The 13,238-nt window shown below is 69.9% G+C and carries 13 protein-coding genes; 4 read left to right on the top strand and 9 right to left on the bottom strand.

The features are described from left to right. Positions 1-71: 71 nt before the first annotated feature. Positions 72-2,336 carry a DUF3772 domain-containing protein gene (locus tag KCG34_RS11830; RefSeq protein WP_249138338.1) on the top strand — a complete coding sequence of 755 codons (2,265 nt, stop codon included), beginning with the start codon at positions 72-74 and terminating at the stop codon, positions 2,334-2,336. Between the two features lie 3 nt (positions 2,337-2,339). Here the strand turns inward: KCG34_RS11830 and KCG34_RS11825 are convergent, their stop codons facing one another. The 5 genes from KCG34_RS11825 to KCG34_RS11805 are packed head-to-tail and all read right to left on the bottom strand — an operon-like array spanning position 2,340 to position 5,821. Then, positions 2,340-3,035, bottom strand: a complete 696-nt coding sequence (locus KCG34_RS11825; protein WP_211940545.1) for an SDR family NAD(P)-dependent oxidoreductase — start codon at positions 3,033-3,035, stop codon at positions 2,340-2,342. Continuing rightward, positions 3,032-3,616 (bottom strand): 2-hydroxychromene-2-carboxylate isomerase, encoded by a 585-nt coding sequence (locus KCG34_RS11820; protein WP_211940544.1) that lies wholly within the window; start codon positions 3,614-3,616, stop codon positions 3,032-3,034. The genes KCG34_RS11825 and KCG34_RS11820 overlap by 4 nt, the downstream gene beginning before the upstream one ends. Positions 3,617-3,651: 35 nt before the next feature. Continuing rightward, positions 3,652-4,785, bottom strand: coding sequence for an HlyD family secretion protein (locus KCG34_RS11815; RefSeq protein ID WP_211940543.1), 1,134 nt, complete (start codon positions 4,783-4,785; stop codon positions 3,652-3,654). Then, on the bottom strand, positions 4,782-5,231 hold the full coding sequence (locus tag KCG34_RS11810; RefSeq protein WP_211940542.1) for a PaaI family thioesterase: 450 nt from the start codon (positions 5,229-5,231) through the stop codon (positions 4,782-4,784). Before KCG34_RS11810 ends, KCG34_RS11815 begins: the two co-directional genes overlap by 4 nt. Further along, positions 5,228-5,821: a TetR/AcrR family transcriptional regulator gene (locus KCG34_RS11805; protein ID WP_211940541.1), complete on the bottom strand. Its 594-nt coding sequence runs from the start codon at positions 5,819-5,821 to the stop codon at positions 5,228-5,230. The genes KCG34_RS11810 and KCG34_RS11805 overlap by 4 nt, the downstream gene beginning before the upstream one ends. Before the next feature lie 62 nt (positions 5,822-5,883). Between KCG34_RS11805 and KCG34_RS11800 the strand changes: the two genes are divergently transcribed. From KCG34_RS11800 to KCG34_RS11790, 3 genes are read left to right on the top strand one after another with little or no spacing between them, the layout of a single operon-like run. After that, complete coding sequence (locus KCG34_RS11800; RefSeq protein WP_211940540.1) at positions 5,884-7,497, top strand: DHA2 family efflux MFS transporter permease subunit; 1,614 nt, start codon at positions 5,884-5,886, stop codon at positions 7,495-7,497. A 39-nt stretch (positions 7,498-7,536) separates the two neighbouring features. Beyond that, positions 7,537-9,012, top strand: coding sequence for an efflux transporter outer membrane subunit (locus KCG34_RS11795; protein WP_211940539.1), 1,476 nt, complete (start codon positions 7,537-7,539; stop codon positions 9,010-9,012). A gap of 59 nt (positions 9,013-9,071) precedes the next feature. Continuing rightward, on the top strand, positions 9,072-9,293 hold the full coding sequence (locus KCG34_RS11790) for a hypothetical protein (protein WP_211940538.1): 222 nt from the start codon (positions 9,072-9,074) through the stop codon (positions 9,291-9,293). A gap of 12 nt (positions 9,294-9,305) precedes the next feature. On the opposite strand, the gene KCG34_RS11785 is transcribed toward KCG34_RS11790, so the two are convergent. The 4 genes from KCG34_RS11785 to KCG34_RS11770 form a co-directional block, all read right to left on the bottom strand. Then, positions 9,306-10,439: a hypothetical protein gene (locus tag KCG34_RS11785; protein WP_211940537.1), complete on the bottom strand. Its 1,134-nt coding sequence runs from the start codon at positions 10,437-10,439 to the stop codon at positions 9,306-9,308. Beyond that, complete coding sequence (locus tag KCG34_RS11780) at positions 10,436-10,999, bottom strand: C39 family peptidase (RefSeq protein ID WP_211940536.1); 564 nt, start codon at positions 10,997-10,999, stop codon at positions 10,436-10,438. The genes KCG34_RS11785 and KCG34_RS11780 overlap by 4 nt, the downstream gene beginning before the upstream one ends. Positions 11,000-11,138: 139 nt before the next feature. After that, the gene (locus KCG34_RS11775; RefSeq protein WP_211940535.1) at positions 11,139-12,257 is read right to left on the bottom strand and encodes a TIGR03118 family protein; all 1,119 of its coding nucleotides are present in this window, start codon (positions 12,255-12,257) and stop codon (positions 11,139-11,141) included. Between the two features lie 299 nt (positions 12,258-12,556). Beyond that, on the bottom strand, positions 12,557-13,228 hold the full coding sequence (locus KCG34_RS11770; protein WP_211940534.1) for a TorF family putative porin: 672 nt from the start codon (positions 13,226-13,228) through the stop codon (positions 12,557-12,559). Positions 13,229-13,238 lie beyond the last annotated feature (10 nt).

Here is a 13,238-nt window from a genome sequence, read left to right as displayed (position 1 = left end):
GGGACATGCGGAGCGGCGATATGAGGCGCAGTCCGGCGGGTCTGCTCGCGATTGTGGGAGTTTGCTTGGTGATGCTGGGCGCGGCCGCGCCGGCGCCCGGGCCTTCAGAGCCGCTTGACGTCGGGAACGCTCACCAAACCCTGGCGCATCTGCGCGACCGCCTGCCGATCGCCTCGCGCGACGACCAGCTGGCGGCCATGGCCGCCCAGGCCGCAGGATTGGAGAGCCAGGCCCAGGCGCTGGTCGCCGCGCGAGCGCACGCCCTGGCCGCCCTCGACCACGGCCTGGCGCAGATCGGACCCAAGGGGCGCCGCGCGCCGACCAAGGCCGAGCAGCAAAAGCGCGCGCCCCTGTTGGCCCAGCGCCCCGCCCTGGTCGCCCAGGTGCAACAGGCCCAGGGCCTGGCCGCCGACGCCGGCGCGACCTATGACCAGATCGCCGAGCGGCGCCGGGCCGGTTTCAGCGCTCGGGTGCTGCAACGCACCGACTCGCCGGTCTCGCCCAGCTTCTGGAATTCGCTTGCGGGGGCCGGCTGGGCCGATCTTGGCCGGTTGGACGCCGCGGCCGACGAAGCTGTGCGCGCCGCCATCGAGGCCGACGAGCCCAAGGGCCTGATCGGCTTAGGCGCCGGGCTCCTGTTCGCCCTCATGGTCGCCTTTCCCTTGCGAGTCTGGTTGCGTCGCCTGGGTCGGCGCAAGAACGGCGATAGCGTCCACCCCGGCTTCTCGCGCACCGCAGCGGCGGTCTGGGTGGCGGCGATCGACACCGGCGCCCCGACCCTTGCCGTTGCCGGCCTGCATCTCGGCGCGCAGTGGGGCGGGCTCCTGTCGCCCAAGGCCGACGCCATGGCCGGCGCCGCGGTCGGCGCGGCGGCCTGGATCAGCGGGGTGCTGGCGCTCGGCCGCGTGCTGGCGATAGACCCCGATCCTGGCCAGCGCCTCCTGGCCCTGCCGGATCCGGCGGCGCGCCGGATCGGGCCGCCCTTGATGGTGGTCGCCCTGGTGGCGGCGGCCGGCCTGCTCCTGACCCGGCTCAACTACGTGATCGGCGCCAGCGTCGCGGCGACCATCGCCGCCAACTGCGTGCTGTCCCTGGCCTATGCCGGCGTGGCGGGCCTGATCCTGTTCAGCTTTGGCCGCAGCCGCGCCCTGCCGGACGAGCCCGCCGCGCCCAGCCAGGCCGCCTCGGCCTGGGCGCTGATGTCGCTGATCCTGACCGGTGTGATCCTCGTCACCCTGGGCGCGGTGTTTGCCGGCTACACCACGCTTGCGGCCCTCACCTCCGGCCAGATCTTCTGGCTCAGCCTGATCAGCGCCGTGGCCTACCTGCTGCTGCGCTTCGTCGACGACCTCTGCGCCAGCCTGTTCCAGCCGCATGGCCGCGGCGCGCGGCTGCTGTTCGCCCTGTTTAGCCTTCGCGCCTCGGCTATCGGCCAGATCGGCCTCTTGCTCTCCGCCGGACTGCAGCTCCTGATCATCATCGGCGCGGCCAGCCTCGCCCTGACACCGTTCGGGCAGAGCGGGGAGCTTCTGTTCGCCCGCCTGGCCCAACTGGGCGGCGGCGTCCACCTGGGAAGCGTGACCATTTCGCCGACGGCGATCGCGGCCGGTCTCGCCACCCTGATGGTCGGGGTGGGCTTGGCGCATCTGGTCCAGGCCTGGGTGGTTCGCCGCTACCTGCCGGTGACCGACTGGGATTCGGGCCTGCGCAATTCGGTAAGCACCGGGGTCGGCTATCTGGGCGTTTGCCTGGCCATCATCTGCGCCTTCGCCGCCACCGGCCTCGGCTTCAAGCAGATCGCCCTGATCGCCAGCGCCCTTTCGGTCGGCATAGGCTTCGGGCTGCAGCAGGTCGTGCAGAACTTCGTCTCCGGCGTGATCCTCTTGGTCGAGCGGCCGGTCAAGGTGGGCGACTGGGTCAATATTGGCGGCGTCGAGGGGGACATCCGGCGCATCCGCGTGCGGGCGACCGAAATCCAGGCCTTCGACCGCTCGACGGTGATCGTGCCCAATTCCGACCTGATCACCAAGGCGGTGCAGAACAAGACCCTGGGTGAGGCGCGCGGCCGCATCCAGCTGCCGCTGGCGATCGCCAAGGCAGCCGAGGCGCCCAAGGCCAAGGCGCTGATCCTCGAGGCTGGCAAGGCCCATCCCCAGGTGCTGGAGACGCCCGAGCCCGCCGTCTATATCGACGGGCTCGCCGCGGCCGGCACGGTCAACCTCAACAGCTACTTCTACGTGGCCAGTCCGCGGGACGCCTATCGTATTCGCAGCGAGCTCTACTTCGCCATCCTGGCGGCGTTCATCGAGGGCGGCGTCAGCCTGCCGACCGTGTGAGCCTCACCAGGTCTCGCCGAACGGCCGCACCTCGGCCAGAAAGGACCAGGCCGAGCGGTCCTGGTGCGCCAGGTGGAACACCTCCTCGGCGATGGCCGCGGGCTTGATAAAGAAGTCGTCCGGCTTGTCGGGCATCCGCTGGCGGGTCCAGGGCACGTCGATCACCGCATCGATCACCAGATAGGCCACGTGCAGGCCCTTGGGTCCCATCTCGCGGGCGATAGACTCGGCCAGGATCCGCTGGGCCGCCTTGGTCGGGGCGAAGCCGGCGAAATGGGCTTTGCCGCGCTGGGCTGAGGTGTTGCCGGTGACAACCAGGGCGCCATTCGCCGCGGCCAGCTCGTCCGCATAGCGGCGGGCGAGGCGCAGCAGGGCCATGACATTGACCTGGAAATTGGCCTCCAGCACCTCGGGCTCGATTTGCAGGAAATTGCCGAAGGCGCCGCCGACGGCGTTGTGCACGACCACCTTGGGCTTGCCGTGTTCGGCCTCCAGGGCGTCCAGCGCCGCCGCCAGCCCAGCCGGGTCGGCGACGTCGCAGGGGACCGGGATGGTGTCGGGCAGCTCGGCCGCAAGGCCTTCGAGCCGCTCGGCGCTGCGGGCCAGCATGGCGACGCGATAGCCGCCCGCGACGAACCGGCGGACGGTGGCCGAGCCGGTTCCGGGGCCGACGCCGGTGACGAGGGCCAGGGGCTTCATTGTGCGCTCTCCAGATGCTGGCGGAGGAAATCCAGCCGGTCGTTGCCGAAGAACATCTGCTCGTCGGCGATAAAGGTCGGGGCGCCAAACACGCCCTTATCCGCCGCCTCCCGAACGGCGCGGTCGAGCGCCTCGTCCAGGGCCGGTTCGTCTATCAAGGGTTCGACGGCCGATGGATCGATCCCCGCCTCGGCGAGCACGCCGGCGATCTCCGCGGCCGAGCCCAGGGGCCTCGGATCGGCCCACATGGCCAGGAACAGGGCTTCCGCCACCTGCGCCGCCGGGGCGACGTCCGCCGCCGCCAGGGCCGCACGCAGCAGCCGTCGGCCACTGATCTCGCTCATCGCCGGATTGGGCCGCAGGGGCACGCCATAGCGCGCGCTCCAGCGGGCCAGATCCGCCCGCGCGTAGCGGCCCTTGGCCGGCGACTGGAAGGTGGTCGGGCTGTTGCCGGTCAGCTTCATCACCGCCAGCACATCCATCGGCTGATAACGGATGTTGGCCTTCAGCCCGCCCAGCTCGGTGCTGGCCAAATAGCTGTAGGGGCTGCGAAAATCGAAATAGAAGTCCACGCTTTGCATGGGGAACGCCTTTTGCGAGTGGGATGAGGAGGCGGTCAGCCGGCGCGGTCGAAGCGGACCTTGACGGTGGTCGACAGGCCCGGTCGCAGGCGGTCCAGGCCTGCCTGGCCAGGATCGAGACGGATGCGCACCGGCACTCGCTGCACGATCTTGGTGAAGTTGCCCGTGCCGGGCTCGAACGGCAGCAGCGAAAACTGCGAGCCGGAGCCGGGGGCCAGGCTCTCGACCTCGCCGGTCAGGGTTTTGCCCGGCAGGGCGTCGACCTTGATCGTCGCCGGCTGGCCGACGCTCATGCGCGCGACCTGGGTCTCCTTGAAGTTGGCGGTGAGGTAGAGGGCGCGCAGCGGCACGACGGTCAGTAGGCGCGTGCCCGGCTGCACATAGTCGCCCGGCTCGACCTGGCGGTCGCCGACCACGCCATCGACAGGCGCGCGGATCACCGCATGGTCCTGATCCTGGCGGGCCAGGGTCAGGGCGGCCTGGGCCCGCGCCACCGCGGCTTCGGCCTGGGCCTCGTTGGCCAGGAGCGTCGCGCGCTTGGCTTCGGTGGCGGCGACCTGGCTGCGGCTGACATCCAACAGCGCTCGGCTCTTGTCGGCGTCGGCCGCGGCGTTGATGGCGGCGGCGCGGTAGGTGTCGGCGTCTCGCCGGGCCACGGCGCCCGAGGCGACCAGCGCTTCATAGCGCTTGCGGTCGGCCTCGGCCCGGTCGCTGACGGCGTCGGCGCCGCGGATGGTGGTCTGGGCTGCGCGGACGTTGGAGCGGTCCAGCTGCTCCTGGGCGTCCAGGCTGACCAGGGCCGCCTTGGCCGCCTGCACCGCCGCCTGGGCGTTGAGCAGGTCGGCGCCGGCCGAGGCGACGCGGGCGTCGAACTCCTCGGGGTCGATCCGAGCCAGGGGCTGGCCGCGCTTGACCGGCTGGTCGTGGTCCACCAGCACCTCGGCGATCAGGCCGCGCACCTTGGGCGCCACCACCGAACTGTCGGCCTGCACATAGGCCGCATCGGTGCTCTCGGCGGCCGGCGGAAGGGCGATGTATGTGGCGCCGCCAACCGCGACCGCGGCCGCTGCGCCGACTGAGAACAGGGTGCGGCGCGAAAAGGGCAGCTTGCGCGGCAGCGCAGGGGCTTGCACGCCGATGGGCGCGCCGGGGAGGGCGGTATCGGTCATTTGTCGAACACCAGAAGGGTTGAGGTGGCGGTGGCGTAGAGGCGGCCCGAGGCGTCGGTCAGCCGGGCCTCGGCGAAGGCGGCGCGGCGGCCCATGGTGACCACCTTGCCCTCGGCCCGCACGGGGCCGGTCTGTTCGGTCATGGCCTTGTGATAGGCGACCTTGAGCTCGAGGGTGGTGTAGCCCTGGCCTTCGTTCAGCAGGGTGTGCACCGCGCAGCCCGTAGCGGAATCGAGCAGCGTCGCGGCATAGCCGCCGTGCACCGTGCCGAGGGGATTGTAGACCCGGCGGCTGGGCGTTCCTTCGAACACCACCCGGCCCTTCTCGACCTCGACCAGATCGAAATCCAGGGTGTCGACCATCGGCGGCCGATCGCGGCCGGCCATCACAGTCTGCATCTGGCGCATGCCGAACGGCTCGGTCAGAGGGAGATTCCCGTCGCTCATTTCACGTTCTCCAGGCCGAAGCGGCGTTTCACCGACGCCCTGCAGCGGGCGAGAATCTGGTCGGAGCGTTCCGGGTCAGGCTCGGCCCGCGCCAGCGACACTGCGCCGACCAGCTGGGCCAGCAGCGCTGCGCCTTCTTCTTCCGCGTTGGGATGGCCCAGCGCCGCCAGCTGGCCGGCCAGCTTGGCTTCGAGGCTGGCGACGCCCTTGGCGAAGCGCTCACGCGCCGGCTCGGCCAGGCGCGGAGCGTCGGCCGCCAGGAAGGGCAGGGGGCAGCCGGCGCTGCGCGAGTCGCGGTGGCTGCGCGACAGGTAGAAATTGATATAGCCGACCAGCGCCTCGGCGGGCGTCCGGCCGGCATATTCAGCCGCCATCTTCTCGCCGCTCTCGACGAACATCTGCCCGATGGCTTCGGCGATCAGGTCCTCCTTCGAAGAGAAGTGAGCGTAGAAGCCGCCGTGGGTCAGGCCGGCCTTGGCCATCACCTGGGCGACGCCCACCTGGTGCGGCCCCTCGGCGCGGATCGCCTTGGCCGCCTCCTTCAATACCCGCTCACGGGTCTTCTGCTTGTGCTCGGCGTCGTAGCGCATGGCTTGCGGTCTCCGTTTGTATGATGCATATAATATTACGTTGATCATATCAAGAGGGCGAGATGAGCATCATTTCCCTGGAAGCGGCCAGAACCGCCCGCGCCGCGCCGCTGCCGCTCGACCCCGCGGCCCTGCCGACCGCGCGCAAGTTCCTGATCTTCGGGGTGATGGCGTTCGGCCAGTTCATGGCCCTGATCGACATCCAGATCGTCGCCGCCTCGCTCAATGACGTGCAGGCGGGCCTCTCGGCCGGGCCGGACGAGATCAGCTGGGTGCAGACCGGCTATCTGATGGCCGAGCTGGTGATGATCCCCTTTTCGGCCTTCCTCGCCCAGGCGCTTTCGACCCGCTGGCTGTTCGCCCTCTCGGCCGGCCTGTTCACGATCTCCAGCGCGCTCTGCGGCGCGGCCTGGGACATCCACTCGATGGTGGCTTTCCGGGTGCTGCAGGGCTTCGTCGGCGGGGCCATGGTGCCGACGGTGTTCGCCACCGGCTTTTCCCTGTTCTCAGGGCCGCAGCGGGCGATGATCCCGGCCATCCTCGGCATGGTCTCGGTGCTGGCTCCGACCCTGGGGCCGACGGTCGGCGGCTGGCTGACCGACGCGGTGGGCTGGCGCTCGATCTTCTACGTCAACATCGTGCCCGGCATCGCCGTGACCATCGCCTCGATCCTGCTAATCCGCGTCGATCGGCCGAACCTTTCGATGCTGAAGAAGATCGACTACGCCCACCTCGGCGCCATGGCCCTGTTCCTGGGCGGCTTGGAATATGTGCTGGAGGAAGGTCCCAAGAACGACTGGCTGGGCGACCCGGCCATCCGCACCGGCGCCTGGCTGTCCTTCGTCGGGTTCGTGCTGTTCCTCGAGCGCTCGTTCCGCTCCGGCGGGCCGATTGTGCGCCTGACACCGTTCCGCAAGCCGAACTTCATCTTCGCCTGCGTCTTCAACCTCGTCATCGGCTTCGGCCTCTATTCGGCGACCTATCTTTTGCCGGTCTTCCTCGGTCGGGTGCGCGGCTATGACAGCCTGCAGATCGGCACGACCGTGTTTGTCACCGGCATCGCCCAGGTGCTCTCGACCGTGATCGCCGCCCGCGCCTCTCAGCGGATCGACCAGCGGATCGTCATCACCGTCGGCCTCACCCTGTTCGCCGCCAGCCTGTGGTGGGTTTCGCACCTCAACCCCGACTGGGGCTTCTTCAATCTGATAGGCCCGCAGATGCTGCGCGGCTTCGCCATCATGCTGTGCATCGTGCCCAGCGTTCAGCTGGCCCTGGCCGGCTTTGAAGGCCCCGACCTGCGCTACGCCTCGGGCCTGTTCAACCTGATGCGCAACCTCGGCGGGGCGATCGGCATCGCCGTGGTCAACACCTGGCTGGCCGACAATACCCGCATCCAGGCGGCTCGGCTGGGCGAGGGGCTCGGCGAGGCCGGCCGCAATGCGCCGGACGTGCTGGCCGCGCTCGCCGCCCGCATAGCCCAGTTCGGCGGCGACCCCGGCCAGGCGCTGCTGGGCGCCCGGGGCGAATTCGCTCGCCTGGTCGGCCGCCAGGCCCTGACCCTCGCCTTCAATGACGTGTTCCGCCTGATGGCGTGGATCTTCCTCGCCGCCCTGGTGATGGTCCCGCTCTGCAAGGCCCCGCCGGTGAACGCCCCGCCGCCGGCCGACGGCCACTGATCCTTGATGCTCTCCTCCCCAAACCCCTCAGAGGCTCCCATGACCCTCGCCCGCAAAGCCCTGCGCACCGCGCCCGCCCTGCTTCTCGCCCTCCTGGCCGGCGCCTGCGCCGTCGGGCCGGACTATCAGCGGCCGGACTTGAAGCTGACCGCCGCCTATCACGCCGCCGCGCCGGCCGCCGCCTCTGCTCCGGTCGAGCTGGAGACCTGGTGGCGAGCCTTCGGCGATCCAGAGTTGGTCCGCGTGGTCGAGCGGGCCCAGGCGCAGAACCTCGACATCGAACAGGCCCGAGCGCGCATCCTGCAGTCCCGCGCCCTGGCGCGCGCCGCGGGCGCCGCGCTCCTGCCGCAGGCCGCGGCCAGCGGAAACGCCGCTCGCACCGGCCAGTCTCTGCAGAGCCCAATCGGTGAGATCGGCGGCCATCTGCCGGGCTTCCAGCGCGACTTCGACGAAGCCACGCTCGGCGTCGGCGCCAGCTGGGAGATCGATCTCTTCGGCGGCCTGCGCCGCCAGCACGAGGCCGCCCTAGCCAACGCCAAGGCCAGCGAGGCCCGCGCTGCCGCCGTCCGCCTCAGCGTCACCGCCGACGCCGCCGACGCCTACCTGCAGGCCCGCGCCTTCCAGGCGCGGCTGGACGTCGCCCGCCGCCAGGAAAAGACCCAGGCCGATCTCGTGGACCTGCTGAACCGCCGGGTCGGCCAGGGCGTCTCGCCCGAGCGCGAGCAGCACCAGGCCCAGGCGTTGCTGGAACAGGTGCGCGCCTCGATCCCGCCGCTGGTCTCGGGGCTCGAGGCCGAGTTGAACCGGCTCGACGTCCTGATGGACGCCCAGCCGGGCTCCTGGCGCGCCGAGCTGGAGGCGCCGGCCGACCTGCCGGCCGCGCCAACCCTGTCCATCGCCGAGGGGCCGGGCGAGCTTTTGCGCCGCCGCCCGGACGTGCTCGCCGCCGAGCAGAAGCTGGTCGCCGCCAACGCCGGGATTGGCGCAGCCATTGCCGACTACTATCCCAAGGTCTCGATTTCGGGGCTATTGGGCGTGGATTCCATGGACGCCGGCAGCCTGTTCGCCGGCCGGGCGCTGGAGCACCAGATCGCCGGCGGCCTGCGCTGGCGGCTGTTCGACTTCGGCCGGATCGACGCCGAGGTGGCCGAGGCTGAGGGGGCGAAGGCCGAGGCCCTGGCGGCCTGGCGCCAGAGCGTGCTGCGCGCCACCGAGGAGGTGGAGGATGCGGTCACCGACCTCGCCCAGCAGCAGGCCCGAGCCCAGGCGCTGACACGCCAGATAGACCAGCTGAAGGCCGCCCGCGACCAGGCCGAACAGGCCTATGAGGGCGGGGTGATCAGCCTGACCGACGTGCGCGACGCCGACCGCGACCTCCTGTCCGCCTCGGACCAGCTGGTCCAGGCCCGCGCCGGCGCCGCCCGGGCGGCGGTGGCCGCCTATCGCGCCCTCGGCGGCGGCTGGCGGCCTGAGGCCTCGCTGCAGGTGGCGGCGAATAGCGGCGTTCGCCATTAATCCTGCCGTAAGGTCGGCCGCTTAACCCTGCGCGCGGGAGTGCGGGAGCGGGCGCGGCCATGGATTCGGAACTGAAGCTCCATGACAAGCTGACGGGGCTGAAGATGCGCGCGACCCGGGTCAAGGCCGAGCAGAAGAGCCGGCTGCACTACAGCTTCAGCGCCCCTTATCCGATCCCGGAAGAACTGCTGCCGGCCGACCGCGCCAGCGCGCGGGCCTGCATCGCCGCCTTCGGCAAGATCAACGCCTATCTCAAGGACCGCATCGTCCTGATCGACTGAGGGGGCGCCGGCTCAGTAGAGCCGGATCGGCAGCGAGACCATCAGGGTGTAGTTGGGCGCGTCGCGGGTCACGCCCACGCCCAGCGACACGTCCAGCAGGAGCTTGCGGGTCAGGACCTGGTCGAGGCCGAACTGCAGCACCGAGGAGACCTGGTCGCTGCCGGCGATTCCGGCGCCGTTGACGGTGGTGCGGTCGCGGAAATCCTGCACCAGGCTCATCGACAGCGAGGTCTCAGGGCTCACGGACAACAGCCCGCCGAGTTGCCAGTTCAACTCCTCGCCCGGCTGCACCCGGCCGTAGCTTTCGTGCACCGAAAGGCTGCGGCCGTAGGATAGGGTGGAGAAGAACACCATCGGGTCGGCGCTCTTCAGCGCGGTCAGGCGCACGGTGGCCTCGTGCGCGCCGCCGCCGTTGGTCACGCCCGCGACCCCGCCGCGGAAGGGATCGATCCCGGTCGGGAAGCGCCAGGCCCCCGCCAACACGACGTCCGGCCGCCAGCCGCGCTCGACGAACAGTTGGCGGCTGAGTTCGACCTCGACGTCGCCGATCGAGGCGGCGGTGGTGGTCCGGTGCGAGCCGTCGCCCAGGGCCGAGACGTCGCGCTGCAGGTCGTAGGGCACGGTGAGCTGCAGCTGGCTGCGCCAGGGCAGGCCCAGCTTGGCGCTCACGCTCGCGTTCAGCCCGTCGTCGCTCAGCCTCTGGCTGTCGACGGTGGAGACGCCTTCGGCGTTGTCCACCAGGGTCAGGCCCTGGCTGATCGAGTGGCTGTAGGTGAGGCTGGGAGAGATCTCCATCATCCCCTTGGGCAGCACCAGGGCGCCGCGCTCGACAAGGCCGCGGGAAAGGGCCTGGAGCGCAGCGTCATCCGTCGCCTGGCTGGCGACCACGGCCGGTTGGGCCGCGGGGGCGGCGGGCGGATCCAGGGTGGCGATCGGCGCGGGCTGCGGGGCGCGACGCTCGGCCTCCAGGGCCGCCACCCGCCGCTCCAGGGCGGTGATGGCCTGGTCGCGCAGTTGCAGCGCCTGCAGCAGATCCTGGTTGCTCATGGCAGCGCCGCCGGTGGTCTGAGCGCGGGCCGGGGCGGCGGCCACGAATACGGCGAGGCTGGCCAAGGCGGCTCTGGCGAGAATGGTTCTGGCGGTCACGGTCTGGGTCTCACCTCAAGGGCGGCGGCCGAGGCGCGCAGGGCCTGGTCGCTCGGAATCAGGAACAGGCGTCCCGGCGCGCCCATGCGGTTGGTTGGGTTGGGATCCTTGGGATCGGTGACAGTGAAGCCGATGTGGTTGGCCCATTGGTGCTCGAAGGCTTCGACGGACATGGTGCGGTCGCCGAAGGCGGGGTCGGCCAGCAGCAGCCGGTCGCCCTGCCGGCCGCGCACAACGACGAAGTGGTTCAGGCCCAGGGGGCGGATGGGCACGATAAGGGGCGCCATGCGAGCCAGATCGGCGACCTCCAGCCCGGTGTAGCCCGTGGCCTCGAAGCCCTGACCCGCGGCGTAGCGTTTGAGATCGAGCAGGGAAAATCCCAGCCGCTGGCGCACGAGCTGGGGACTGGTCTGGCGCAGCATGGCGAGGGTGACCTCGCGCTCGCTGACCGGATGGTTCAGCTGATAGGTCAGAAGGGTGGCGACGGCCGCCGCGCCGCAGGTCAGGTCCCAGTGCTGGCGCACCACGCCGGCCTCGCGCAGCTCGGTCAGGCTGGCCACGCGCTTGACACCAGGTTCCCAGCCGCCGATGGGGGCGGCGGCTGGGAGGGGGCTGGCCGCCGCGAGCAGAAGCATCGCGGCGACGGGGGGGATGAGCCGGCCAGAGGCTACGCGCTTGGCGACGGGGCCGGCGCCGCCGTCAATGGGTGGCATGGGTCCGGAAAGCCCATGAAGCTGCGGCCGAGGCTGGGCGGATGGCGCCTACCAGGCCGTGGTTCTCGTCGCCCGGGCCGGAGGAGAACAGGATCTCGCCGTCCGACCACTGGGTCAGGGCCCAAAGGCCCTCGATGCTGATCGTCTTGCCGTTCTGCTTCAGCTGGCCCTTGTAGGCGCCGGTGGTGGCGTCATAGGCGTCGATGATCCCGCTGCCGAAGTTGCCGACCAGGAGGTCTCCGGCGAACTGGCCGAAACTGGTCGGGGCGATGGTCAGGCCCCAGGGGGCGTTCAGCGCGCCGCCGGCGACCAGGCGACGCACGAACTGGCCGTGGTTGTTGTAGATGTCGACATAGCCCAGGCCATGGCCGTGAGCTTCATCCAGCCCGTCGCCGTGCTTGGCGAAGGCGACGTAGACCATGCCGTTCAGGGTCTGAACGTTGAACGGCGCGTAGCCGTCCGGCAGGGAGTGATCGGTGAACGAGCCGACCTGCTGGAAGCTGGTGTTGAAGATGTCGACCCGGTTGTTCGCGAAATCGGCGGCCATAAGGTACTGGGTGTGCTGGATGGGCACGAGGGTGAGGCCCTTGAACACGGCGCCCTGACTGGAGTCGTTGACCGCGATCACGGCGTTGTTGAAGTCGACCGACGGCGCCCAGCCGGTGATCAGGCCGTCTTCCGAGTCGAAGATGAAGACGCTCTTTCCGGTCTTGCCGTTCTCGGTGACGTTGAAGGTCGATGCGGCGCCGCCGTTGAACACCGTGCCGGTGACCGGACCCCAGCCGGAGCCGCTGGCCGAGGGAATGTAGACGGTCAGGCCGAGCTTGGAGAAGCTGCTGGGGTCGTAGACCGTCGAGGTGCCGGTGCCGTTGTTGGCCACCCACAGGGGGCCGCCGGGCGCGGCCGCCAGGCCCCAGGAGTTGACCAGCATCGGATCTGTGGTGGTGGCGACGCCCGGCTGGTCGGAGATCAGCTTGATCACCTGGAAGTCGGTGCCGGCGACCACCTGGCTCATCTGTGCGTCGGTCAGCTTGACCGGCGCGGCCATGGCGGAGCTGGCCAAAAGGCCAGCAAGGGTAAGGGTTACGAGACCTAGGGTTTTCACGTCTGTCCTCCTTGCATCGTTCAGGTCTTGAACAAGGCGCAGGCGCTCTTCATCGCGATCGCAACGACGCGATGGGAAACCGATTGCAAGCTGTCGAGCGCCGCCCCTGCTGTGGGCGATAGGAACTCAAGTGAACCAGGCGCCGAGGGCGGCCATCGAAGCGGCGAAACCCAAGGGCGGTACTAGCGAGGCCTCCTGTTCGCTGTCGTCTTTTCAGCCATCACCGGGCGCGGCGACGCCCCCTTCCAATCGGTGAATTGCCAGCCGACCGCGAAGCGTTCAAATGCAGTTAATAAAAATCAGAAGAAGTAGCTGGCGCTGGCGACCAGGGCGCTGCGCTCGCGCCGGAAGGGCTCGGCGTAGATGTGCGGCGAGGCGGCCGTATAGGCGAGGCTGAACTCGCAGGATTTGACCTGGGCGGCGACCCCGGCGCGCAGGTCGTAGAGTTCCCGCCGTCCGCCGCCCCAGGGCGATCCGCTGAGCGGCGTCAGCACCCCGGCATGGCCGAAAACTCGCCAGTGCGGGGCCGGCGAGACCGAGCCGTTGAGGTCGAGATAGAGCGAACTGCGCGACTCGCCGAGATAGTCCGGCGAATAGTAGATACGCGCGCTGACGCGCTCGCTGCTGAGGCCTGCATAGAGCTCGGTATAGTTCACCGTATATTTGACGGCGTCATAGTCGGTGGCGTTGGTGTTGCTGGCGCCTACCTCCCAGGACAGCCCCTGCGCCAGGCGGTGCGAATAGCCGGCATAGGCGGTGAAGCCCAGCATCTCGACCCCGTCGTGGGCCGCGTCTACGGCGATCGCCGAGGCCCCGGCGTAGGCGCCGCTGGAATGGTCGTAGGCGAGGTTCAGGGACAGCGTCGGCCGCCCCTCGCTCAGCGAGATCCCGCGATACTGATAGTCCGATTGCAAAGTGGCGCTGAACGCCGCCTGGGCCGCCGCGTGGCCCGCGGGCGCCAGCGCCAGCACCGCCGCCAGA

It is taken from the genome of Phenylobacterium montanum, assembly GCF_018135625.1.
GTDB lineage: Bacteria > Pseudomonadota > Alphaproteobacteria > Caulobacterales > Caulobacteraceae > Poindextera > Poindextera montana.
Note: the sequence above shows the minus strand (reverse complement) of the source record. Positions and strands in the feature narration are given on the sequence as shown.

What these genes read in the sequence shown, in the direction of transcription:
- KCG34_RS11805 (WP_211940541.1), bottom strand. Translation starts at nt 5,821, where the DNA reads ATGCGCTACGACGCCGAGCACAAGCAGAAGACCCGTGAGCGGGTATTG.
- KCG34_RS11810 (WP_211940542.1), bottom strand. Translation starts at nt 5,231, where the DNA reads ATGAGCGACGGGAATCTCCCTCTGACCGAGCCGTTCGGCATGCGCCAG.
- KCG34_RS11800 (WP_211940540.1), top strand. Translation starts at nt 5,884, where the DNA reads ATGAGCATCATTTCCCTGGAAGCGGCCAGAACCGCCCGCGCCGCGCCG.
- KCG34_RS11825 (WP_211940545.1), bottom strand. Translation starts at nt 3,035, where the DNA reads ATGAAGCCCCTGGCCCTCGTCACCGGCGTCGGCCCCGGAACCGGCTCG.
- KCG34_RS11830 (WP_249138338.1), top strand. Translation starts at nt 72, where the DNA reads ATGCTGGGCGCGGCCGCGCCGGCGCCCGGGCCTTCAGAGCCGCTTGAC.
- KCG34_RS11790 (WP_211940538.1), top strand. Translation starts at nt 9,072, where the DNA reads ATGGATTCGGAACTGAAGCTCCATGACAAGCTGACGGGGCTGAAGATG.
- KCG34_RS11815 (WP_211940543.1), bottom strand. Translation starts at nt 4,785, where the DNA reads ATGACCGATACCGCCCTCCCCGGCGCGCCCATCGGCGTGCAAGCCCCT.
- KCG34_RS11820 (WP_211940544.1), bottom strand. Translation starts at nt 3,616, where the DNA reads ATGCAAAGCGTGGACTTCTATTTCGATTTTCGCAGCCCCTACAGCTAT.
- KCG34_RS11795 (WP_211940539.1), top strand. Translation starts at nt 7,537, where the DNA reads ATGACCCTCGCCCGCAAAGCCCTGCGCACCGCGCCCGCCCTGCTTCTC.